Origin of the sequence: Neisseria sp. P0014.S009 (genome assembly GCF_051958155.1) — a bacterium.
In the GTDB taxonomy this organism is placed as follows: Bacteria; Pseudomonadota; Gammaproteobacteria; order Burkholderiales; family Neisseriaceae; genus Neisseria; species Neisseria flavescens_C.
In genome coordinates this window covers 1-23,560 of record NZ_JBQCVS010000006.1, presented here as the reverse complement: position 1 = coordinate 23,560, position 23,560 = coordinate 1, and the positions used below count along the sequence as shown (strand labels likewise).

Sequence of the window (23,560 nt, the reverse complement as noted above, 5' to 3'; positions counted from 1 at the left end):
CCGTTTCAGACGGCCTTGAATCTATGTACACAAAACACCTGCAAAAAGCCGTCGACAGCATCGAAAAACAGACATTATACGTTGTCGCCACACCCATCGGCAATTTAGCCGACATAACGCTGCGCGCGCTGGCCGTTCTGCAAAAGGCCGACATTATCTGCGCCGAGGATACCCGTGTTACCGCCCAGCTTTTGAGTGCGTACGGTATTCAGGGCAAACTCGTGAGCGTTCGTGAACACAACGAGCAGCAAATGGCCGATAAAATCATCGCCCATCTTTCAGACGGCCTGAGCGTCGCCCAAGTTTCGGATGCGGGTACCCCTGCGGTTTGCGATCCCGGTGCGAAACTTGCCGCCCGCGTGCGCGAAGCCGGATTTAAAGTGGTGCCTGTGGTCGGCGCAAGCGCGGTCATGGGGGCGTTGAGCGTGGCTGGTGTGACGGAATCCGATTTTTACTTCAATGGTTTCCTGCCGCCTAAGGCCGGCGAACGCCAAAAGCTGCTGGCCAAATGGGCAGAAGCCGATTTTCCGATTGTGATGTTTGAAACGCCGCACCGTATCGAAGCAAGTCTTGCGGATATGGCTGCACAGTTCCCCGAACGCCGTTTGACTTTGGCGCGCGAAATCACCAAAACGTTTGAAACCTTTCTCAGCGGTACGGTTGCCGAAATCCAAGCCGCCCTCAAAAACGACAGCAACCAAACGCGCGGCGAGATGGTGCTGGTGTTGCACCCTGCCGTGAAAGAGAAGCACAGCGATTTGCCCGAGGCAGCACAAAATACCATGAAAATCCTTGCGGCCGAGTTGCCAACCAAACAGGCTGCCGAGCTTGCCGCCAAGATTACCGGCGAGAATAAAAAGGTGCTGTATGATTTGGCTTTGGAATGGAAAAAGCAGGGATAATGGCTGATTGGCAAACCGTATATCAAAGGCCGTCTGAACAATAGATTTCAGACGGCCTTTTTTGATTGGACTTTAGAGGTTTTAAATTGACCCAATAGGTTCAATACGCTTTGGTGTTTGCGTTTCAGACGGCCTCAATGTTTGGCAAACCTGTTTTAACGCTGCCATGCGCTGCGCAAATATTCGATGCAGTCGGTCAGGGCGTAAAACGGGGCGTTGCCGTGATTGGCGTTGGGGTAGAGGGTGAAGCGGACATCCGCGCCGAGGTGGTGCAAAGTGCCGGCAAGGATTTTTGCTTGTGCAACCATGCCGCGGCTGGTTTGGTCGGGGCGGTTGTTTCTGCCTTCATGTTCGCCTGCACCGAGGCGGATGCCGATTCCTTGCGGCAATGTGCCGGGCAGCCAATCGAGCACGCGGCGGTCTTGCCACCAGATAGACGGCGAAACCAGCAAATAATGGCGGAATCGTTCGGGGCGGGTGAACAGGGAATAGAGGCCGTACAAGGCGCCGAACGAATGGCCGAAGACGGCTTGGTTTTGGGTATCGATGCGGTATTTGCTGTTGAGCAGGGCGGAGAGTTCGTCATCGATAAAGCGGCTGAAGCGGTCGGCTTGGCCGTATTGTTTGCGTTCGGATTCGGGCGCGTTGTCGGGCAGCGGCGGCGTGTAGTCGAGGGCGCGTTGGTTTAAGTCGCGGATGGTGCCGCCGGTGTAGCCGATACCGACAATCAGGCAGGCTGCATGGCTTTTGGTGATGGGGTTGATGAGCAGGGATTGCGCCATATTGAGGATGGCGGGGAAAAAGGCATCCCCGTCAAGGATATACAGCACGGGATAGCCGCCTGCCGGACGCTCGCCGAGTGTCGCGGCTTGAATGCGGTAGGTGCGGCCGGTGTGGGCGGAGGTAATGGAGGTTTCTTCGGCTTGCAGCAGGGTAGCGGTTTGCCAGTTGGGACGGATGGGCATGATGGGGTGCTTTAATCAATGGGTTGCTTAAGTAAAAGGAGAAAAGGCCGTCTGAACAATGGATTTCAGACGGCCTTATTGTACGGATTTCTGCCTTTTTAACAATACGCGCGATTAGCGTACGTCAACGTATGAGCTGCTGTGCAGTTCGCGCAGGAGGTTGGTGGTCGCCTGTTGTGCTTTTTGTTGGGACAGGTATTGGCGGACGGCGTTTTGTTGGCGCTCTTCAGGTGTACCTGCTTCGCGGACGTCGTTCAGCTTGATGATGTGCCAGCCGAATTGGGTGCGGACAGGGGCGCTGATTTGGCCGGGTTTGAGTTTGTGGACGGCTTCTTCAAATGGGGCAACCATCATGCCGTCGGCAAACCAGCCCAAATCACCGCCATTGCCGGCGCTGCTGTCTTGCGAGTATTGGCGTGCCAAACCGCCGAAATCTGCGCCGCTGCGGGCCTGTGAGTAGATTTTGCGGATGGTGCTTTCTGCGCCGACGGCGGCATTGTCGTTGTCGGCTTTAATGAGGATGTGTTGGGCATGGTATTGGCGCACAGGGTCTGCTTCAGGCAGGGTTACGCCTTGTTGTTTGGCCTGCTCGATGTAGCGTGCCACTTCGGAGTCGCTCACGCGGCTGTTTTGCATGATGGCTTGTTGGCGCACTTTTTCAACAATAATGCTGTCGGCGATGTCTTGACGGACGGCGGCAGACGGATTTTTGATGTTGGGGTTGTGCGCGATAACGGCTTCGATTTCGCTATCGGTTGCTTGGATATTACGGCGTTTGCCGGCTTGGAGGATCAGGGATTGGTTGATCATTTGTGCCAAAACTTGTTGGCGCAGCTCGTTGGCGTCCATTTGTGTGCCTTTAGGCATGGTTTGACGCGCTTGTGCCACGGCTTGTTCTACTTGACGGTGGGTAATGACTTCGTTGTCGACAACCGCGGCAATGCCGTCTGAAAGATGTACGCCGCTTTGTACGGCAGGCATGGTGGTTGCGCTGACGGCAGCTGCTTTGGCTGCACGCGCTTTGCTTGCTTTGGCTTTAGGGGCGGCGTGTGCGCCTACTGCGAGAGTGAGTGCGGCGACGAGAATCAGGGGTTTGAAGTTCATTGTTTGACTACCTCGTTGGTTTTGCTGTAACCGGGGATGGCTAAGCGGAGTTTTTCGAATGGGTTGTTGCTGATATTGCTCAAGTCTTTGAGTTGGAGGTTGAAGAATACGGCGTTTTTGTGGCTGTTTTCGCCGGTAACATAGCGTTGGCCGACCAAGCTTGCGCTCCAGCAGCCGCAGTTGCTTTTGTATTCTGCACCGATGAGCATTTCCAGCGGTTTTTTGGCTTCGATTTCGTAGTTGTAACGGGCAACGGCATACAGGTTTTTACTCAACGGCCATTGGGCGGCAAGGTCGATTTGGCTGAGCCTGTCGTAGAAATAGTCGCCGTTGGCTTGCAGATAAATGCGCTCGTTGCGTCCGTATTTGTAGCGCGCGCTTAAGACTTTGCCGGGTTCGGGGTTGTAGGTAATCCCTGCGGCGTAGCTCTCGGCACGGCTTAGGTTTTGGTTGTAGTGGATGTCCAAATCAATGCGTGTACTCGGAGTAAGGTTGCCGTGTGCAAAGGCTACCCAGTCGGATTGGCTGCGCGGATAATTGCTGACATTGCCGTCAGGCAGGACGTTGTCTTTTTTGAAATAAAACTTCTGGCCGATACCTGCACGGAAGAGTTCCGCACCGGTATTGGGGTCGAGGATACGGCTTTGTGTGGCTAGCGTCAGGCTGTTGGCCGAATTGATGCGGTCGTTGCCCGAATACAGGTTTTCGCGGAACAGCTGCGAATAGGTAAAGCTGTTTTCGGAGCTGTCGAAATTAGGCAGGTCGTTTTGGGACTTGGTCGGAATGTAGTTGTAAAACAGGCGCGGTTCAAGCGTTTGCAGGTATTCCCCGCCGAAGAGCCGGGCCCTGCGCTCGAAAGTCAGGCCGCTGTCGACGTTGATAATCGGCAGGACGCGGCTGACATTGCGGCTGCTTTGGCCGTTGAAGCTGTTGAGGCTGTAATAAGTGGCATGCACGCCGACTTTAGGTCGAATGTAGCCCCATTGGTTGTGGAAGTCCCATTTGATGCTCGGGTAGAGTACCACGCGGCTACCGTCTTGCTTGGTGTCGTGGTCAAAGCGGGTAAATTGGCCGAACACGTTGAGTTGCGCTTTGCCGAGATGGCTTTGCCAACGACCGGTCAGGCGGGGCATGATGGCATAAGGCTCGTCTTTATAACCGTCTTGGTTGGCAAGCGTTTGGTATTTTTGTACGCGCAACGAGCCGTCGAAGCTGCCGCCCAACAGTTTGTCGCTGTAATTAAGCCATGCCTGACGGTCAAGGTTGACGTTGCGCGCGATGTCTTCGCGGCCGTAGAAGTCGCGGTAGTAATCGTCGTCGGAAACTTGGTTGTAGTTGATGCCGCCGCTGATTTTGCTGTTCAGCTGCTGCTGGTGTTTCCATTTGAACTGGTAGCGGTTGTTGTGGACGCTTTTTTGGTCGTTGGGCATCCAGTCGCCATCGACTTCGCCGCTGTAATTCGGTTGCAGATAACGGACTTGGCCACCCAATTGCACGCCGCGTTTACTGATAATGCCCGGGCGGATGGTGGCATCCAAATTTGGGGCAAGGTTGAAGTAGTAGGGCAGGCTCAGCTCAAGGCCGTCTGAACCTGTGGCAATGGTCGGAACGAGCAGGCCGCTTTTGCGGTTGCCGTTGATGGGAAAGTCCGCCCAAGGCGTGTAGAGGACGGGGACGCCGCCGAATACCAGCGAAGCGTGTTTGGCCACGCCGATGCCTGTCGATTCATCGGCTTCGATGCTTTGCGCTTGGATATACCAGCTGGCATCGCCGGGCGAACAGGTGTTGAATTTGGTATTGATGAGCTTGTAGAGGCCTTTGCCTTTGAGTTCGGCTTTTTCGCTGACACTTTGAAGGCGGCGGCCGCCTTGTTCGGTATTGAGGCGTACGGCAGTGCCGGAACCGGTTTGGTCTTTGAGGTTGTAAACCAATTGGTCGCCGGATACGGTCGAACCGTTTTGATACAGGGTAAAACGGTCGCCGGCGGTAATGGTATCGGTGGCTTGGTCGTATTGCGCCCAATCGGCGTTGAGAACGTCGGCATTGCGCTCGACAATAACGTCGCCTTCGGCACGGACGCCGACCTGGGTCTGACCTTCTATTTTATCGGCGTTAACGCGGGTGTAGTCGGCGGGCAGGGCAGGCTCGCCGCTGCGTTTTATTTCGGCAGTTTCGGCCGGCTTGGTATCTTCGTGGTCGCAAAACAGGCAAGTGCTGCCCAAGGAAAGCGGATCGGCTTCGCTTTGGCTGGTTTTTGCCGGTTTGGATGAGGCGGCGTGGGCAGGGGTATAGTCTTCCGCCTGCGGAACAGAAGCATCTTCCGCGCGCACGGCTGTTGCGCCAAAGCCCATAATTAAGGCGAGTACCAAGGGTTTGAGTGAAAATAAACGAGCCAAAATCGCCCCTTAAATCGGTTTGCCAGTTAGAATAGCGGTTATTGTAACCTGAAATTCTGCGATACCGCTATGCAACGACAAACCGAATTACAAAACTGGCTGGAGTCTGTTTACCCGAACCAGCCGTTCGAATTGAGCTTTGCGGCAGCCGATGCCGACTTCCGCCGTTATTTCCGCGCAACGTTTTCAGACGGCCAGACCGTTATCTGTATGGACGCGCCTCCTGAGAAGATGAGTGTTGCGCCTTATTTGAAAGTGCAAAAACTGTTTAACATGGTCAATGTGCCGCAGGTGCTTCATGTGGATGAAGCGTTGGGCTTTATGGTGTTGAACGATCTGGGCAATACCACATTCCTGACCGCCATGAATCAGGAAAACAGCGAAACCGCCCATAAAGCCCTGCTGCTCGAAGCCATCGACGAACTGATCGAGCTGCAAAAAGCCAGCCAACCCGGCAAATTGCCGGAATACGACCGCGAAGTCATGCTGCGCGAGATTAATTTGTTCCCCGAATGGTTTGTGGCCAAAGAATTAGGCCGCGAGCTGACCTTCAAGCAACGCCAGTTGTGGCAGCAAACCGTCGATACGCTGCTGCCGCCCCTGTTGGCTCAGCCCAAAGTATATGTCCACCGCGACTTTATCGTCCGCAACCTGATGCTGGCAAAAGGTCGTCCGGGCGTATTGGATTTCCAAGACGCGCTTTACGGCCCGATTTCCTATGATTTGGTGTCGCTGCTGCGCGATGCGTTTATCGAATGGGAAGAAGAATTTGTATTGGACTTGGTCATCCGTTACTGGGAAAAAGCACGCGCTGCCGAGTTGCCCGTGCCTGCCGAGTTTGACGAGTTCTACCGCTGGTTTGAATGGATGGGCGTACAACGCCATTTGAAAGTAGCCGGTATTTTTGCCCGCCTGTACTACCGCGACGGCAAAGACAAATATCGTCCTGAAATCCCGCGCTTCTTGAACTACCTGCGTCGCGTATCCCGCCGTTACAATGATTTGGCGCCGCTTTATGCGTTGCTGGTCGAATTGGTCGGCGATGACGAATTGGAAACAGGCTATACCTTTTAAGCTTGGTTTTTTAAGATTTGATTCCATTTTTCAGACGGCCTGATCAACAAAAGGCCGTCTGAAACCTTTACAGAACACATAAAAATGACTTACATGATTTACCCCAAAACCTACGACGTGATTGTCGTCGGTGGCGGCCATGCCGGTACCGAAGCCGCGCTTGCCGCCGCACGCATGGGTGCGCAAACCCTGCTGCTCTCACACAACATCGAAACCCTCGGTCAAATGTCGTGCAATCCCTCCATCGGCGGTATCGGCAAAGGCCACCTCGTGCGCGAACTCGACGCATTGGGCGGCGCAATGGCGTTGGCTACCGACAAATCCGGTATCCAGTTCCGCCGCTTGAATGCCAGTAAAGGCGCGGCAGTGCGAGCCACGCGTGCGCAGGCCGACCGTATCCTATATAAAGCCGCCATCCGCGAGATGTTGGAAAACCAAGAAAACCTCGATCTTTTCCAACAAGCCGTCGAAGACGTCACGCTCGACGGCGAATGCATCAGCGGCGTGGTTACCGCGATGGGCGTGGAGTTTAAAGCACGCGCCGTCGTGTTGACCGCAGGCACGTTTTTGTCCGGCAAAATCCACATCGGTTTGGAAAACTACGAAGGCGGCCGCGCAGGCGACCCCGCTGCCAAATCCTTGGGCGGCCGTTTACGCGAATTGAACCTGCCTCAAGGCCGTCTGAAAACCGGCACGCCGCCGCGCATCGACGGGCGCACGATTGACTTCTCCCAACTGACCGAACAGCCCGGCGACACGCCCGTTCCCGTAATGTCCGTACGCGGCAGCGCCGATATGCACCCTCGCCAAGTGTCCTGCTGGATTACGCATACCAACACGCAAACCCACGACATCATCCGTTCAGGCTTCGACCGCAGCCCCATGTTTACCGGCAAAATCGAAGGCGTCGGCCCGCGCTACTGCCCGTCTATCGAAGACAAAATCAACCGCTTCGCCGACAAAGACAGCCACCAGATTTTCCTCGAACCCGAAGGTCTGACCACCCACGAATACTATCCTAACGGTATTTCCACCAGCCTGCCGTTCGACATTCAAATCGCGCTCGTGCGCAGCATGAAAGGTCTCGAAAGCGCCCATATCCTGCGCCCCGGCTACGCCATCGAATACGACTACTTCAACCCGCGCAACCTCAAAGCCAGCCTCGAAACCAAAACCATCCAAGGCCTCTTTTTCGCCGGACAAATCAACGGCACGACCGGCTACGAAGAAGCCGCCGCACAAGGCCTGCTCGCAGGCGCGAACGCCGTGCAATACATCCGCGAACAAGATCCGCTCCTGCTGCGCCGCGAACAAGCCTACCTCGGCGTATTGGTGGACGACCTCATCACCAAAGGCGTGAACGAACCCTACCGAATGTTCACCAGTCGCGCCGAATACCGCCTGCAACTCAGGGAAGACAACGCCGACATGCGCCTGACCGAAGACGGCTACAAAATCGGCTTGGTGGGTGAAGAACAATGGCGCATGTTCAACGAAAAACGCGAAGCCATCGAACGCGAAATCCAACGTTTGAAAACAACGTGGTACACGCCGCAAAAACTCGCCGAAGAAGAGCAACTGCGCGTATTCGGCCAAAAACTCAGCCGAGAAGCCAACCTGCACGACCTCCTGCGCCGCCCGAACCTCGACTATGCCGCGCTGATGACCCTGCCCGACGCACAACCTGAAGCCGCGCTTGCCGACAGCGTGGTCGAACAAGTCGAAATCCAAGTCAAATACCAAGGCTATATCGACCGCCAAAACGAAGAAATCGACAGCCGCCGCGACATCGAAACCTTAAAGCTGCCCGAGGATATCGATTACAGCAAAGTCAAAGGTTTGTCGGCCGAAGTGCAGCAAAAGCTCAACCAGCACAAACCCGAAACCGTCGGCCAAGCCAGCCGTATTTCTGGCGTGACCCCTGCCGCCGTCGCATTGCTGATGGTGCATTTGAAACGCGGGTTTAAAGATGCGCAATAGAAATCAAAGTTGTCTAAACTTCTCGGAAGAAATTTATTTAAATATACAGTCTAAAAAGGAGACTATGCATGAAACTGTCGTCAACTGCCGTATTAACTGTTTTTTTATTGAGTTCCTGCACTCAACAAGTAAGTAGTAGTAGGAACAAAGAACATTCCCCAAATACCCAAACTGTAAAGAAAGAAACGATGATGGAACAGGTACGAAATCGCTGCCGCAGAATGTTGCATAAAGTGGAAAGTCGTGATGATTTGATTAAACAGATGTACGAAACAGCGTTTAAAGATGACTGTCTGTATGTGATGCATGCCGAAGAATTGAAAGAAATATGGAAAGTTCCAGTAATAGACAGCTACCCTGAGATGCCAAAGTATTTAGATATAGAGTCACCAATTGGAATGTATGTTGTTATCGAGCATACGTCTTATAAAACAAATATATACATATCAATGACAAAAAAATATCGAGAAAAAAAAGGAAGTATTTTTCCTGAGAATACCTTTCCTGCTTTTCTTCCTGTTCCTACAGAAGATGAAATGCCAGATTCCTATTATACGGACACAATCTTTGTGGATAGAAAAGAAAGTGATTCAATTAAAGAACGGTTTCATTATTATTGGAGAGAAAATGGTAGAGAGATGATTGCTACAAATTCAGGTACTGGTGCTATTTTAGCTCTTTCTTTTTATAGCAATCTTGAAATGAGTCCGATGAATTAAGGAGTTTTTATGGCAAATATAATATTAAATCAACAGGCAGAAGCTGAATTAAAGAAACTTGGTTTCCATAATAAAAGAATGCCTAATTCTACCATGACGGAGTTGGACAGGATAAAAGCTGATGAAGAATTGGTTGCGCAAATCAATGAATTTATTGGGAAAGGGAAAAGTTTTCTTGAAATTCCTAATAAAGGCTCAGGTGCCTATTACAGCCCTAAAAAAGGAAATATCTATTTTGAGCCAAATTCTCAATACATTACTGCCCGAATTTTAGCCCATGAAGTTGGACATGCATTAGGTAAAAATCAAGCCAAATCGGTTGATTACTACCTTACTGCCAAATCCTACGCCCAAGCCCGAGGCTACGGCGAAGCCGAAGCGATTTACAACGAGGCGCGTATGGTCGCTTACGAAGAGCGGCGCAACGGCAGAGCGTACAACACCCATATCAGCGGCGGTCTTTATCCCCAAGTCAAAGGTAAAAGTTATGAGCAGGTCAAAGATTTGCTTGCCCGTGAAAATATGTATGGGATGTATCCGAGTACGAACGGGTCGGTCAGGTTGTCTTACTACGAAAACGACATTCTCTTCTTTATGCACCGCCGGACCGCTTTTGAAAAAGATTTTGCCGAGGCAGGATTAAGGCAAAGAGACATGGTCGGTTTCGTCAAGCATATGGCAAATTACGATACTTTCGGCGATAGTAGAGGCAACAGCGTCAATGCAAACGGCGCGGTCGACCGTCAAAGCCTACTGCACGGCAAACCAACTACCCGTCTGAACGGCGGTGCGTCTATGTACGGTGATGCGGGTAATGATGTGATGACGGGGACAAAATCGAACGACAGGATGCTGGGCGGCAGTGGGGACGATAAGCTTAAAGGTGGGGACGGCAATGACCTTTTGGCTGGTAATGAGGGTAAAGACGAGCTGTACGGGGGCAGAGGTTACGACACCTACCGTGCCGACAGATACGATACTATCCGTGATGAAGACGGCAAAGGAGAAGTGTTTTTGGACGGACGTAGGTTGCACGGTGGTGTGCGCGATTTGTCCGAACACGACCGTACGATTTTCCGAGACGGCAATACAGTTTACGACTGGAATAAAAAAACGGGGACTTTGGATGTTAACGGTCTAAAAATCGAAAACTTCAAAAACGGCGATTTGGGCATCCGTTTGGAGGAGCCGAAAAAAAATATGTCTGGCAGTGGTGTATCGATAATGGAGATGTACCAAAAGACAAGGGAGAACATAGATAGAGATTGGAACAAAATGTCGCAGAACCGCCGGGATTTTGAGATGGAGCGGATGGCAGTTGCCGAAGGGAGTTTGTCAAGAATTGAAGATTTGCCTCTGCCAGCACAAAAACTTTTCCATTCTATTAAAGAGCGACTTGGTGAATATCATGAAAAACATGGCCTTCCAACGAAGAATGAGGAGGCAATGAATAATGCTGCAATGTCGTTAGCTGCTTTGGGGTATTCTAAAACAATGGGTAAAGGGAATGCAGAACTACTGTTCAATATTAAGGATGGACACTATTTAATCGGCGAACTTACTCCTATTTTGATAAAGGCTACTATGGACGTAAATAGTGCTGGATCCACATCGATTGAAGAGAGTATTAAAAACATTCGACAAACGGAACAGAAGTTTGAATATGAAGTGCTGCAAAGGCAGTTGGATCAATCACAATCCTATGGCATGAGTAGATAAGCCTGTGGGAGCAAGATTGAAAATAACCTAAAAATGTTTAGACTGCCTTGTTTATTAAATCTTGTGGTGGAGAAGCAAAGATCCAACCTTCTCATTATGAGAAGGTGTTGCTCTTAAATTGATTAAGCTGAACAGGAGCAACAATCATTTTCATATACATAAATTTATTTTTTATAATGTAAAGTTAATTTGAAAAAGACTATTTATCTGCATATGTATTGTTAATAAATTGATGATTTTGAGATGGGATAATCTCTAAGCTACTATAGATTGTCACGCTCAAGGCTTTCTAAATTTCAATACACCAAGTTCGGAGACAAAGCCGTTTAGGGGGATATCATGGGGTTCGGTCGGCAGGGTGTCGGTCAGCTGGCAGCCGAAGCCTACGCCTAGGGTTTGGGTTTGCAGGCGGTATTTCGTGGCGGAGAGGGTGGCGTCGTAATAGCCGCCGGCCTGTCCGAGGCGGTAGCCGCGTTTGTCGATGCCGACGATGGGGACCAGCAGCAGGCTGAGTTGGTAGACGCGGATTTTTTTGCCGGTAAATTGGGGAACGCTCAATTTGGCGCGGCCGCGTTTGCGTTCTTGTTTTGCGCCGTCGGCAGGATAGGGGGTGAACCACATCCGCCGCGTGTTCGGTTCGATATAGGGCAGGTAGAGTTTTGCGCCGCGTTTTTGTGCGGTACGGATAAAGCCGTCCAAACGCAATTCTTTGCCTATCGGCCAATACACTCCGATTTTCCGTCCTTTTTTGATGTAGGGTTTGAGCAGGCGGCTGATGGTTTCGGTGGCGGCGTTGCGCTCGTCTGCGCTCATTTGGGCGCGTGCGCGGCGGAACTGTTTGCGTAATGCCGATTTGTCGGGATTCCTCATTTTCAGACGGCCTTTCGGGATTGCGGTAGAATGTTGTGATTATAACGATTTTGTTAACATTCAAACAGGACGCACACAATGTGGCACATTGTCGCCATCGGCTATCTTTTTGTTGCCGTGATGTTTTCCGCCGCGCAGCCGAGTATTGCGCGCGCGTTGATTTATTTGGTTTTTTGGGCGGTGTTGCCCACTGTGTTCACGGTATTCATTGTGACCATCCGCCGCCGCAACCGCCTGATGAAACGGCAGGAGCAGGCGGAGTTTGAAGCGGCCCGCCAAAAGGCGGTACAGGCGGATGAAAAACAGGACGGAAAGGTATAAAATCCCTTTTCAGACGGCCTCTTATCCGCTATAATCCATAAGTTTTCCATTTCGGAAACACTCTTTTATTTTTTAAAACTTATGCCCACTTTCGCCGAAGGGTGCTTGACAATAGGCGCCGCCTATCAAGTTCTATGCGATTGAATGTGTGCTCTTTAACCCTTTCAAGGAAATAACATGTCTCAAATTACTATGCGTCAGATGATTGAAGCCGGTGTTCACTTCGGTCACCAAACCCGTTTCTGGAACCCGAAAATGGCTCAATACATTTTCGGTGCGCGCAACAAAATCCATATCATAAACTTGGAAAAAACCCTGCCGATGTTCCAAGAGGCGCAAGAAGCCGTACGTCGTCTGGTTGCCAACAAAGGTACAGTATTGTTCGTAGGTACCAAACGCCAAGCCCGCGACATCATCCGCGAAGAAGCTACCCGTGCCGGTATGCCTTTCGTTGATTACCGCTGGTTGGGTGGTATGCTGACTAACTACAAAACCGTTAAGCAATCCATCAAACGCCTGGAAGAAAAAACTGCTGCTCTGGAAAACGCTGCTGAAGGCGGTTTCAACAAAAAAGAAATTCTGGAAATGCAACGCGACGTTGAAAAACTGGAACGTTCTTTGGGTGGTATCAAAAACATGAAAGGCCTGCCTGACGCGATTTTCGTTATCGATACCGGCTACCAAAAAGGTACTCTGGTTGAAGCTGAAAAACTGGGCATCCCTGTTATCGCCGTAGTCGATACCAACAACAGCCCTGACGGCGTGAAATACGTTATCCCTGGTAACGATGACTCCGCTAAAGCTATCCGCCTGTACTGCCGCGGCATCGCTGACGCAGTTTTGGAAGGCAAAAACCAAGCGCTGCAAGAAACTGTAGCCGCTGCCCAAGAAGCTGCTGCCGAGTAATTCGGTACACAGAAGAGGGGCGTTACGCCCCTTTTCTCAAATCCCGTTCTGAAATTCTGTTTCAGACGGCCACTATTTCCAAACACGGCAATGGCCGTGTTCCCAAAAATCTAGGAGATTCAAAATGGCAGAAATTACTGCAAAAATGGTTGCCGACCTGCGCGCCGCTACCGGCCTGGGCATGATGGAATGCAAAAAAGCCTTGGTTGAAGCTGAAGGCAACTTCGACAAAGCCGAAGAAATCCTGCGTATTAAATCTGGTGCGAAAGCCGGTAAACTGGCTGGCCGTACTGCTGCCGAAGGCGTATTGGCTTATGCAATCAACGGTAATGTTGGTGCATTGGTTGAAGTAAACTGCGAAACCGACTTCGTTGCTAAAGACGCTGGCTTCGTAGAATTTGCCAACTTCGTTGCGAAAACTGCTGCCGAGAAAAAACCGGCTACCGTTGAAGAACTGAGCGAACTGGTTGAAGCAGAACGCAAAGCCATCATCGCTAAATTGGGCGAGAATATGTCTGTTCGCCGCTTCCAAGTGATCGACACCGCCAACCAACTGGTTGCCTACATCCACGGTGCTTTGGCTACCGAAGGTGTATTGGTTGAGTACAAAGGCTCTGAAGACGTAGCACGCAAAATCGGTATGCACATCGTTGCCGCTAAACCACAATGCGTAAGCGAAGCCGAAGTAGATGCTGAAACCGTTGAAAAAGAACGCCACATCTACACCGAACAAGCTATCGCTTCAGGCAAACCTGCCGACATCGCCGCTAAAATGGTTGAAGGCCGTATCCGCAAATTCTTGGCTGAAATCACTCTGAACGGCCAAGCGTTCGTGATGAACCCTGACCAAACTGTTGCCCAATTCGCTAAAGAAAACGGCACTGAAGTGATCAGCTTCGTACGCTACAAAGTAGGCGACGGTATCGAGAAAGCCGTTGTTGACTACGCGGCCGAAGTTGCTGCCGCTGCTAAAGTGTAAGGCACTTATGAAAAAGAAAGCACCTAGATTCCAAACGAATCAGGGTGCTTTTTTTTGAGAAAACCGTTTACGGTACCTAATTTAAGACAGCCGAATATTCAGGCCGTCTGAAAACCAAAACAATAATAAACCGACACACTCTATCATTAATATTCCGACCGTTTGAAAATTCAGACGGCCCGACCCCCGACCGACGACATTCAAGAAAGCAAGGTATCCCATGACACAGCAAATCAAATACAAACGCGTATTACTGAAACTCTCCGGTGAATCCCTGATGGGCTCTGATCCATTCGGCATCAATCACGATACCATCGTTCAAACTGTCGGCGAAATTGCCGAAATCGTGAGAATGGGCGTGCAAGTCGGTATCGTTGTCGGCGGCGGTAACATTTTCCGCGGCGTATCTGCACAAGCAGGCAGCATGGACCGCGCCACTGCCGACTACATGGGCATGATGGCAACCGTGATGAACGCGTTGGCACTCAAAGACGCATTTGAAACTTTGGGCATCAAAGCGCGCGTACAATCCGCACTTTCCATGCAGCAAATCGCTGAAACTTACGCCCGTCCTAAAGCCATTCAATATTTGGAAGAAGGCAAAGTCGTGATTTTCGCCGCCGGTACTGGTAACCCGTTCTTCACGACCGACACTGCCGCTGCATTGCGCGGTGCGGAAATGAACTGCGACGTGATGCTCAAAGCCACCAACGTTGACGGCGTGTACACCGCAGACCCGAAAAAAGATCCATCTGCAACACGCTACGAAACCATTACTTTTGACGAAGCCTTGTTGAAAAACCTCAAAGTGATGGATGCCACCGCTTTCGCCCTCTGCCGCGAACGCAAGCTCAATATTGTAGTATTCGGCATTGCTAAAGAAGGCTCGCTCAAACGCGTGGTAACCGGCGAAAACGAAGGTACACTGGTTCACTGCTAATCATTGAAAGGCCGTCTGAAACAGCCGAACGGGATACATTCGGCTTTCAGACGGCCTTTTATTTTCAGTCGGTTGCGCGGGCAGTTTCCCATGGCTTGAACAGGTTGAGAACTTGCTTGACCATAATGCCCAACCGACAATTCGATAACAAAGGATACTCCATGAATATCACCGTCTTGGCTGTCGGCACGAAAATGCCGCGTTGGGTGGATGAAGCCGTCGGCGAGTACGCCAAACGCTTCGGGCGCGATGTCAATTATGCGCTGAAAGAAATCAAGCCAGAGAAACGCGGTGCGGGTGTGAATGCGGCTCAGGGCATGGCGGCTGAAGAAAAACGCCTGTTGGAAGCCATACCGCAGGGCGCGTTTTTGGTGGTATTGGATGAGCGCGGCAAAGCGCCGACTTCGGTCGAATTGGCGCAACATTTGAAAGGCTGGCAGCAAAACGGCGAACACGTCTGCTTTATTATCGGCGGCGCAGACGGCATGACCGACCGATTGAAACAGCAGGCAAACATGATGATGCGCCTTTCCAGCCTGACCTTGCCGCACGGCATGGTGCGCGTTTTGCTGACCGAGCAGCTTTATCGCGCCGTTTCGATTTTGCACAATCATCCGTATCATCGGGAATAATCTGTTTTGATTGCCGGGATAAGACGGCAATGCCGCCTTGTCGGTTTGAAAGGGAATAGGGCAAGTCGGTTTAAAGCGGGGTTGAACCTGCTTTCAGACGGCCTGATTTTTCCGCATGAATCCTTTATAATCGTTTCTTTGATAAATCAACATCTTTCGGGAGAACCCAAATGTCCGATTTCCGTCAAGACTTCCTCAAATTCGCTTTGGCACAAAACGTGTTGAAATTCGGCGAATTTACGACCAAGGCCGGCCGTCAGTCGCCTTATTTTTTCAATGCCGGTTTGTTCAATGACGGCGCATCGACTTTGCAGCTGGCGAAGTTTTACGCCGAAGCCATTATTGCCAGCGGCGTGAAGTTCGATATGCTGTTCGGCCCAGCCTATAAAGGCATTATTTTGGCGGCGGCAACAGCGATGATGTTGGCGGAAAAAGGCGTAAACGTACCGTTTGCCTACAACCGCAAAGAAGCCAAAGACCACGGCGAGGGCGGCGTGTTGGTGGGCGCACCTTTGAAAGGCCGCGTGCTGATTATCGATGATGTGATTTCCGCCGGTACATCCGTGCGCGAGTCGGTCAAACTGATTGAGGCCGAAGGCGCAACGCCTGCCGCAGTGGCCATTGCGCTCGACCGTATGGAAAAAGGCACGGGCGAATTGTCGGCGGTGCAGGAAGTCGAAAAACAATACGGCCTGCCGGTGGTTTCGATTGCCAACCTGAACGACTTGTTCACGCTCTTGCAAAACAATGCCGAATTTGGCGGCTTCTTCGAGCCGGTCAAAGCCTATCGCGAACGTTACGGCGCGGTTTAAACCATAACATCATGCTCAGGTCGTCTGAAACTGTTTTCAGACGGCATGAAGCATTGGCTAAAATATATTTTTGATTCAATACACTTACGGAAAATACTCATGCCTGCTTGTTCTTGTCCTCATTGTAAAACACCGCATTGGGTGAAAGATGCCCAGTTGAACGTGGCGCAGGGTTTCGTGGTCTGCACGCGTTGTTCGGGGATGTTTAAGGCCAAGGATTATCTGTCGGGCAACCTGCCGGCCGATCCGGCCCATCTGCCTGTGGCGGTAACGGATGTGCGCCTCGTGCATAACATCGGTGCGCAAATTCTCAAGCATTCCAAACTCTCGCGCAAAGAAATTTCCGATTTGCTCAATAGCGCGCTCAAGGAAGAGCCTAAGGCGGAAGAGCAGACGGCAGTCAAAACGCGCAAGGACGGTTTCAACTGGACTTTGGCATCGTTGATTGCGCTGACGGTTTTGATTATGCAACTCTTTTATCTTGCCCTGCTATGAGTGCCATCGCCCATTTTGTTGCCAGCTTTCGTGAGGCCGCGCCCTATATACAATATTTGCGCGGCAAAACCATGGTGGTCGGCGTGACCGACAGCTTGTTAGAAGGCGAAACCTTGATTCGTTTGGCCGCAGATTTGAACCTGTTGGCCAGCTTGGGCTTGCGTTTGGTCTTGGTGCACGGTTCGCGGCATTTGCTCGATAAATTGGCTTCGGGTCGGAATTTTGTTCCGAAATACAGCGGTAGCCGACGGATTACCGATGAAGCGACTTTGATGGAAGTGAAGCAGGTGGCGGGAATTATCCGCAGCGATGTCGAAGCCGCCTTGTTCAGCAGCGTATCTGCGCAGCAACGGAGCAAGCCGCCGGTTATTGCGTGCGGCAACTTTATTACCGCCCGTCCGTTGGGCGTTATCGACGGCGTGGACATGGGCTATACAGGTACCGTCCGCAAAATCGACGCGGAAGAAATCCGTTTGCGTTTGGATAGCGGCGCGGTGGTGCTTATCAGCCCTTTGGGACATTCGTACAGCGGCAAAACCTTCAATCTGAGTATGTGCGAAACCGCTCAGGAAGTGGCCATGGCTTTGCAGGCGGAGAAGCTGGTTTTCTTGACCGAAGAAGCCGGTATTCGTCGTGCCGACGGCTCTTTGGCCAATACTTTGTCTGTCGGCGAAGTGCGGGAGCTGATACACGACAATCCCGATGCGCCGGCCGATTTGCTGCATGCGGCGGTAGGCGCGTTGGAAAACGGCGTATCGCGGGTGCAGATTCTCAACGGCCGTGAAGACGGCAGCCTGTTGCGCGAGCTGTTTACCCGCGAGGGCAGCGGTACATCTATTGCCCGTGAGCCGTTTGTTTCCATCCGTCAGGCACGCAGCAACGACATTCCGCACATCATCGCCTTAATCCGTCCGTTGGAAGAACAAGGCATCTTGTTACACCGCAGCCGCGAGTATTTGGAAAACCATATTTCCAGTTTTTCCGTATTGGAACACGATCAAAACATTTACGGCTGCGTGGCGTTGAAAACCTTTTCCGAACCAGGCTGCGGCGAATTGGCCTGTCTGGTGGTGTCGCCCGAAGCGCGCGATGGCGGCTACGGTGAATTGCTGTTGGAACATCTGTTCCAAAAAGCGCGCGCCTTAAATATCAAAACGCTTTTCGCCTTATCCACGCACACGGGCGAATGGTTTGTTGAACGGGGCTTTCAGACGGCCTCAGCCGATGACCTGCCTGCCGAACGTCTGCAGGAATACAATGCCAACGGCCGCAATTCCAAAGTATTTGTTTATGACTTGCAGGCCGTCTGAAAACCTCAATCCTATTATCCGTTTTTAAAAATTACTCAAATCTTATGTTGAAAATCATCTCTGCCAACGTCAACGGCATCCGCTCCGCCTATAAAAAAGGTTTTTACGAATACATCGCCGCCTCCGGTGCCGACATCGTCTGCGTGCAGGAACTGAAAGCTCAAGAGGCTGATCTGTCAGACGATATGAAGAATCCGCACGGTATGCACGGCTACTGGCATTGCGCCGAAAAGCGCGGTTATAGCGGCGTGGCGGTGTACAGCAGACTCAAACCTGACAATGTGCAAATCGGCATGGGCATTGAAGAATTTGACAGGGAAGGCCGTTTTGTCCGTTGCGATTTCGGCAAATTGTCGGTAATTTCGCTGTATCTGCCCAGCGGCAGCAGCGCGGAAGAGCGCCAACAAGTGAAATACCGCTTTTTGGACGCGTTCTATCCCATGCTCGAAGCCATGAAAAACGAAGGGCGCGACATCGTTGTCTGCGGTGACTGGAATATTGCCCACCAAAACATCGACTTGAAAAACTGGAAGGGCAATCAGAAAAATTCGGGCTTCTTGCCTGAAGAGCGCGAATGGATAGGCAAAGTCATCCACAAGCTCGGTTGGACGGATATGTGGCGCACACTTTATCCCGATGTGCCGGGCTATACCTGGTGGAGCAACCGCGGACAAGCATATGCGAAAGATGTCGGGTGGCGCATCGATTATCAGATGGTTACGCCGGAGTTGGCCGCCAAAGCCGTTTCCGCACATGTTTATAAAGACGAGAAATTCTCGGATCACGCCCCTTTAGTTGTGGAGTATGACTATGTTGCCGAATAAGGTTTTTGGTAAATATGATTGGAATATAAACGGCAAAACCGGCGTAGGCGCGGCGTGGGTCGTGGCGGCATTTGTGCTGCCTATGCTGGTGTGGGCGGTGTTTATGCTGGCGCGGATGTCCGGCTGGGTTGCGCCGACTAAGGCCAATCCGACTTGGGTGTTGGTATGGCTGCTGTTTTCCCTGCCCTGTCTGCTGATTGCGGCCAAATGCTTTGCTTGGAAGGGCTGGCGGTTGGTTGCCAACATCGTACTTTGTCTGGCGACTTGTGCCATCCTCAGCGTGCCTGCCGCATTGCTGATTGCATTTACACTCAACGACTTGCTCAAATAGGCCGTCTGAAATGCAGAGCTTCGAACTCGAAGAAATGGTACTGTTTCTGATACGCGATGCGGATGAAGCGGAAATGTGGATAGACCGCTGGGCGGTCAGCTATCCGATTGTTCAAACTGCCGAAGCCGATAGTCGGCAAACCATTTCCGAATGGCAACACGCTATTCAGACGGCCTTTGACCATATCGTCAGCAGAAATATTGCTGTCGTGGCTCATGGTGCCGGCGTGTCCGCATTTTTGGCATGGCTGTACCAAGCCGACATCATGACGCAAAAACGCCTGACCAATATTATTTTGGTCTCGCCGCGTCCAGAAGCTTTTCTTGAAGACGAAATCCATACGTTCCAACGCGTCCGCTGTCCTTGCCGTACGGCGTTGGTTATCGCCGAAACAAACGGTACGCCACGCGATTGGGCGCAAGAACAGGCCGACCGCTGGCATGCACGCCTGCTTCAATCGCCGCATTCCGGCCGGTTAAACGGCGCACTCGGCGGCTGGCAATGGGGCATGAAGCTGATGCAGGAAATGCTGTTGAGTAAGTAGTTTAGAAATGTCTATTAATAAACAAAGGCCGTCTGAAACCGATATGTGTTTCAGACGGCCTTTGTTTGCAAATATCATGTTAAATATAATTAAAAGAAACTATTCTCATTTCTTTTATGAAGCAATATAATTCGGTTGTTCCGTTAAATTGAGTATAAAAATGCAAATACCATTTCATTTAGCTTTATTACCCACGCTGATTATCGCTTCCTTCCCTGTTGCTGCCGCCGATACGCAGGATAATGGTGAACATTACACCGCCACCCTGCCCACCGTTACCGTGGTCGGACAGTCCGACACCAGCGTACTCAAAGGCTACATCAATTACGACGAAGCCGCCGTTACCCGCAACGGCCAGCTCATCAAAGAAACGCCGCAAACCGTCGATACGCTCAATATCCAGAAAAACAAAAATTACGGTACGAACGATTTGAGTTCCATCCTCGAAGGCAATGCTGGCATTGATGCTGCCTACGATATGCGCGGCGAAAGCATTTTCCTGCGTGGCTTTCAAGCCGATGCATCCGATATTTACCGTGACGGCGTGCGCGAAAGCGGACAAGTGCGCCGCAGCACCGCCAACATCGAGCGCGTGGAAATCCTGAAAGGCCCGTCTTCCGTGCTTTACGGCCGCACCAACGGCGGCGGCGTCATCAACATGGTCAGCAAATACGCTAACTTCAAACAAAGCCGCAACATCGGTGCGGTTTACGGCTCGTGGGCAAACCGCAGCCTGAATATGGACATCAACGAAGTGCTGAACAAAAACGTCGCCATCCGCCTCACCGGCGAAGTCGGGCGTGCCAATTCGTTCCGCAGCGGCATAGACAGCAAAAACGTCATGGTTTCACCCAGCATTACCGTCAAACTCGACAACGGCTTGAAATGGACGGGGCAATACACCTACGACAATGTGGAGCGCACGCCCGACCGCAGTCCGACCAAGTCCGTGTACGACCGCTTCGGACTGCCTTACCGCATGGGGTTCGCCCACCGGAACGATTTTGTCAAAGACAAGCTGCAAGTTTGGCGTTCCGACCTCGAATACGCCTTCAACGACAAATGGCGCGCCCAATGGCAGCTTGCCCACCGCACGGCGGCGCAGGATTTCGACCATTTTTATGCAGGCAGCGAAAATGGCAACTTAATCAAACGTAACTATGCTTGGCAGCAGACCGACAACAAAACCCTGTCGTCCAACTTCACACTCAACGGCGACTACAACATCGGCCGTTTTGAAAACCACCTGACCGTAGGCATGGACTACAGTCGCGAACACCGCAACCCGACATTGGGTTACAGCCGCGCCTTTTCCGCCTCCATCGACCCCTACGACCGCGCGAGCTGGCCGGCTTCGGGCAGATTGCAGCCCGTTCTCACTCAAAACCGACACAAGGCCGATTCCTACGGCATCTTTGTGCAAAACATCTTCTCCGCCACGCCCGATTTGAAATTCGTCCTCGGCGGCCGTTACGACAAATACACCTTTAATTCCGAAAACAAACTCACCGGCAGCAGCCGCCAGTACAGCGGCCACTCGTTCAGCCCCAACATCGGCGTAGTGTGGAACATCAACCCAGTCCACACACTTTACGCCTCGTATAACAAAGGCTTCGCGCCTTATGGCGGACGCGGCGGCTATTTGAGTATCGACACGTCGTCTGCTGCCGTGTTCAACGCCGACCCCGAGTACACCCGCCAATACGAAACCGGCGTGAAAAGCAGTTGGCTGGACGACCGCCTCAGCACTACGTTGTCCGCCTACCAAATCGAACGCTTCAATATCCGCTACCGCCCCGACGCGCAAAATGATCCCTACACTTGGGCAGTCAGCGGTAAACACCGTTCGCGCGGCGTGGAATTGTCCGCCATCGGGCAAATCATTCCCAAAAAACTCTATCTGCGCGGTTCGTTGGGCGTGATGCAGGCGAAAGTCGTTGAAGACAAAGAAAATCCCGACCGAGTGGGCATCCATTTGAATAACACCAGCAACGTTACCGGCAACCTGTTTTTCCGTTATACCCCGACCGAAAACCTCTACGGCGAAATCGGCGTAACCGGTACAGGCAAACGCTACGGTTACGACTCAAGAAATAAAGAAGTGACTACGCTTCCAGGCTTTGCCCGAGTTGACGCCATGCTTGGCTGGAACCATAAAAACGTCAACGTTACCTTTGCCGCGGCCAATCTGCTCAATCAAAAATATTGGCGTTCGGATGCCATGCCAGGTAATCCGCGCGGCTATACTGCCCGGGTAAATTACCGTTTCTGATGAAATCAGGCAAAGGCCGTCTGAAAATAAGGCTATGATCTAAGCCATATTTCAGACGGCCTTTTATAAAGGTTGAAATAAAACTAAACACATTTTTTCACTCAAATTGAACACGCCTTCAACAAAATGCCATAAAATTGGCCGATTGATTTGAATGTAAAGAGATACCTATGAAACTGAAAACCTTAGCTTTGACTTCATTGACCCTGTTGGCATTGGCCGCTTGCGGCAAACAGGCGGAAACCAGCGTTCCGGCAGACAGCGCCCAAAGCAGCGCATCTGCTCCGGCAGCCCCTGCCGAATTGACCGAAGGTGTCAATTACACCGTATTGTCCAATCCGATTCCGCAACAGCAGGCCGGCAAAATCGAAGTATTGGAATTTTTCGGCTACTTCTGCCCGCATTGCGCCCATCTTGAGCCTGTCTTGAGCGAGCACATCAAAACGTTTAAAGACGATACCTATATGCGCCGGGAGCATGTCGTGTGGGGTGATGAAATGAAACCTTTGGCACGTTTGGCGGCCGCAGTGGAAATGGCCGGAGAATCAGATAAAGCCAACAGCCATATTTTCGATGCGATGGTTAACCAAAAAATCAACTTGGCCGATACCGATACCCTGAAAAAATGGCTGTCCGAGCAAACGGCGTTTGACGGCAAAAAAGTATTGGCTGCATTTGAAGCACCCGAAAGCCAAGCGCGTGCGGCTCAAATGGAAGAGTTGACCAATAAATTCCAAATCAGCGGTACACCAACCGTTATCGTCGGCGGCAAATACCAAGTCGAATTTAAAGACTGGCAGTCCGGCATGACCACGATTGACCAACTGGTGGACAAAGTACGCGAAGAGCAGAAAAAACCGCAATAAGTTGAAGGTGAATAAGTAAAGGTCGTCTGAAAATAGGATTTCAGACGGCCTGAGACCTTTGCAAAAAAGCCCTTCCCCCGACAGCCGAAATCCAAACACAGGTTTTCGTCTATTTCCGCTCCTAATTACTCCTGATTTTACCCAAATATCCCCTTAATCCTCCCCGGATACCCGATAATCAGGCATCCGGGCCGCCTTTTAGGCGGCAACAGGCACACTTAGTCTGTTGGCGGCTTTCAAAAGGTTCAAACACATCGCCTTCAGATGGCTTTGCGCACTCACTTTGCTCAGCCCGAAATAGGCTGCCCGGGCGTAGCGGAATTTACGGTGCAGCGTACCGAAGCTTTGTTCAACCACATAACGGGTCTTCGACAAATATCGGTTGCGTTTGGTTTGCACTTCCGACAGCGGACGGTTGCGGTGGGCTTTGCGCATAATGCCGTCCTGCAGCCGATGCTCTTTCAGATGTTGCCGGTTTTCCTCACTGTCGTAGCCTTTGTCGGCATAGACGGTCGTATCTTCGGGCAGTCCTTCCAACAAAGGCGACAGGTGTTTGCACTCATGGGCATTGGCGGGGGTAATGTGCAGTTTCTCGATAT

23 protein-coding genes are annotated in these 23,560 nt (G+C 51.5%); 18 read left to right on the top strand and 5 right to left on the bottom strand.

The window, feature by feature from the left end; translation table 11 throughout:
- Window positions 1-23: 23 nt before the first annotated feature.
- On the top strand, window positions 24-902 hold the full coding sequence (rsmI, locus tag ACTHS4_RS05990) for a 16S rRNA (cytidine(1402)-2'-O)-methyltransferase (RefSeq protein WP_440365598.1): 879 nt from the start codon (window positions 24-26) through the stop codon (window positions 900-902).
- Window positions 903-1,057: 155 nt separating this feature from the next.
- Here rsmI and ACTHS4_RS05985 read toward each other — a convergent pair whose 3' ends face one another.
- The 3 genes from ACTHS4_RS05985 to ACTHS4_RS05975 all read right to left on the bottom strand — a co-directional run bounded on the left by ACTHS4_RS05985 (window position 1,058) and on the right by ACTHS4_RS05975 (window position 5,367).
- Window positions 1,058-1,867, bottom strand: a complete 810-nt coding sequence (locus ACTHS4_RS05985) for an alpha/beta hydrolase (RefSeq protein ID WP_440365597.1) — start codon at window positions 1,865-1,867, stop codon at window positions 1,058-1,060.
- A gap of 114 nt (window positions 1,868-1,981) precedes the next feature.
- Window positions 1,982-2,971 carry a peptidylprolyl isomerase gene (locus ACTHS4_RS05980; RefSeq protein WP_049336860.1) on the bottom strand — a complete coding sequence of 330 codons (990 nt, stop codon included), beginning with the start codon at window positions 2,969-2,971 and terminating at the stop codon, window positions 1,982-1,984.
- The gene (locus ACTHS4_RS05975; RefSeq protein ID WP_440365596.1) at window positions 2,968-5,367 is read right to left on the bottom strand and encodes an LPS-assembly protein LptD; all 2,400 of its coding nucleotides are present in this window, start codon (window positions 5,365-5,367) and stop codon (window positions 2,968-2,970) included. Before ACTHS4_RS05975 ends, ACTHS4_RS05980 begins: the two co-directional genes overlap by 4 nt.
- A 69-nt stretch (window positions 5,368-5,436) precedes the next feature.
- On the opposite strand from ACTHS4_RS05975, the gene amgK reads away from it, so the two are divergent.
- The 4 genes from amgK (at window position 5,437) to ACTHS4_RS05955 (ending at window position 10,859) form a co-directional block, all read left to right on the top strand.
- Window positions 5,437-6,441 carry an N-acetylmuramate/N-acetylglucosamine kinase AmgK gene (gene amgK, locus ACTHS4_RS05970; protein ID WP_003749406.1) on the top strand — a complete coding sequence of 335 codons (1,005 nt, stop codon included), beginning with the start codon at window positions 5,437-5,439 and terminating at the stop codon, window positions 6,439-6,441.
- Between the two features lie 84 nt (window positions 6,442-6,525).
- On the top strand, window positions 6,526-8,421 hold the full coding sequence (gene mnmG, locus ACTHS4_RS05965) for a tRNA uridine-5-carboxymethylaminomethyl(34) synthesis enzyme MnmG (RefSeq protein ID WP_314598261.1): 1,896 nt from the start codon (window positions 6,526-6,528) through the stop codon (window positions 8,419-8,421).
- A gap of 68 nt (window positions 8,422-8,489) precedes the next feature.
- Window positions 8,490-9,140, top strand: a complete 651-nt coding sequence (locus tag ACTHS4_RS05960) for a hypothetical protein (protein WP_254323393.1) — start codon at window positions 8,490-8,492, stop codon at window positions 9,138-9,140.
- A 9-nt stretch (window positions 9,141-9,149) separates the two neighbouring features.
- A complete protein-coding gene (locus ACTHS4_RS05955) occupies window positions 9,150-10,859 on the top strand; it encodes a calcium-binding protein (RefSeq protein WP_254323392.1) in 1,710 nt (569 codons plus the stop codon).
- A gap of 279 nt (window positions 10,860-11,138) precedes the next feature.
- Here the strand turns inward: ACTHS4_RS05955 and ACTHS4_RS05950 are convergent, their stop codons facing one another.
- A complete protein-coding gene (locus ACTHS4_RS05950; protein ID WP_314598264.1) occupies window positions 11,139-11,729 on the bottom strand; it encodes a 5-formyltetrahydrofolate cyclo-ligase in 591 nt (196 codons plus the stop codon).
- Between the two features lie 78 nt (window positions 11,730-11,807).
- Here ACTHS4_RS05950 and ACTHS4_RS05945 point away from each other — a divergent pair, with 78 nt between their 5' ends.
- The 13 genes from ACTHS4_RS05945 to ACTHS4_RS05885 all read left to right on the top strand — a co-directional run bounded on the left by ACTHS4_RS05945 (window position 11,808) and on the right by ACTHS4_RS05885 (window position 22,961).
- Window positions 11,808-12,050, top strand: a complete 243-nt coding sequence (locus ACTHS4_RS05945) for a hypothetical protein (RefSeq protein WP_314598266.1) — start codon at window positions 11,808-11,810, stop codon at window positions 12,048-12,050.
- 177 nt (window positions 12,051-12,227) lie between these two features.
- On the top strand, window positions 12,228-12,956 hold the full coding sequence (gene rpsB / locus ACTHS4_RS05940) for a 30S ribosomal protein S2 (RefSeq protein WP_063076189.1): 729 nt from the start codon (window positions 12,228-12,230) through the stop codon (window positions 12,954-12,956).
- 124 nt (window positions 12,957-13,080) lie between these two features.
- A complete protein-coding gene (gene tsf / locus ACTHS4_RS05935) occupies window positions 13,081-13,935 on the top strand; it encodes a translation elongation factor Ts (protein WP_002238802.1) in 855 nt (284 codons plus the stop codon).
- A 220-nt stretch (window positions 13,936-14,155) separates the two neighbouring features.
- Complete coding sequence (pyrH, locus tag ACTHS4_RS05930; RefSeq protein ID WP_003708812.1) at window positions 14,156-14,875, top strand: UMP kinase; 720 nt, start codon at window positions 14,156-14,158, stop codon at window positions 14,873-14,875.
- 161 nt (window positions 14,876-15,036) lie between these two features.
- The gene (gene rlmH / locus ACTHS4_RS05925; protein WP_003682681.1) at window positions 15,037-15,507 is read left to right on the top strand and encodes a 23S rRNA (pseudouridine(1915)-N(3))-methyltransferase RlmH; all 471 of its coding nucleotides are present in this window, start codon (window positions 15,037-15,039) and stop codon (window positions 15,505-15,507) included.
- Window positions 15,508-15,677: 170 nt separating this feature from the next.
- Window positions 15,678-16,319, top strand: coding sequence for an orotate phosphoribosyltransferase (pyrE, locus tag ACTHS4_RS05920; protein WP_003682682.1), 642 nt, complete (start codon window positions 15,678-15,680; stop codon window positions 16,317-16,319).
- A 99-nt stretch (window positions 16,320-16,418) separates the two neighbouring features.
- Window positions 16,419-16,814: an MJ0042-type zinc finger domain-containing protein gene (locus ACTHS4_RS05915; protein ID WP_371460518.1), complete on the top strand. Its 396-nt coding sequence runs from the start codon at window positions 16,419-16,421 to the stop codon at window positions 16,812-16,814.
- A complete protein-coding gene (argA, locus tag ACTHS4_RS05910) occupies window positions 16,811-18,124 on the top strand; it encodes an amino-acid N-acetyltransferase (RefSeq protein ID WP_440365595.1) in 1,314 nt (437 codons plus the stop codon). The genes ACTHS4_RS05915 and argA overlap by 4 nt, the downstream gene beginning before the upstream one ends.
- Window positions 18,125-18,168: 44 nt before the next feature.
- Window positions 18,169-18,948, top strand: coding sequence for an exodeoxyribonuclease III (locus tag ACTHS4_RS05905; RefSeq protein ID WP_440365594.1), 780 nt, complete (start codon window positions 18,169-18,171; stop codon window positions 18,946-18,948).
- Window positions 18,935-19,279 (top strand): hypothetical protein, encoded by a 345-nt coding sequence (locus tag ACTHS4_RS05900; protein WP_440365593.1) that lies wholly within the window; start codon window positions 18,935-18,937, stop codon window positions 19,277-19,279. The genes ACTHS4_RS05905 and ACTHS4_RS05900 overlap by 14 nt, the downstream gene beginning before the upstream one ends.
- A 10-nt stretch (window positions 19,280-19,289) precedes the next feature.
- Entirely contained in the window at window positions 19,290-19,823 is a 534-nt protein-coding gene (locus ACTHS4_RS05895) for an alpha/beta hydrolase (RefSeq protein WP_440365592.1), read from the top strand.
- Window positions 19,824-19,983: 160 nt separating this feature from the next.
- Window positions 19,984-22,095: a TonB-dependent receptor gene (locus ACTHS4_RS05890; RefSeq protein ID WP_440365591.1), complete on the top strand. Its 2,112-nt coding sequence runs from the start codon at window positions 19,984-19,986 to the stop codon at window positions 22,093-22,095.
- Between the two features lie 170 nt (window positions 22,096-22,265).
- Entirely contained in the window at window positions 22,266-22,961 is a 696-nt protein-coding gene (locus ACTHS4_RS05885) for a thiol:disulfide interchange protein DsbA/DsbL (protein ID WP_070825828.1), read from the top strand.
- Between the two features lie 198 nt (window positions 22,962-23,159).
- Here the strand turns inward: ACTHS4_RS05885 and ACTHS4_RS05880 are convergent.
- Window positions 23,160-23,560, bottom strand: a 401-nt coding sequence (locus tag ACTHS4_RS05880; protein WP_440365590.1) for a transposase, incomplete at its 5' end; no start/stop codon positions are given.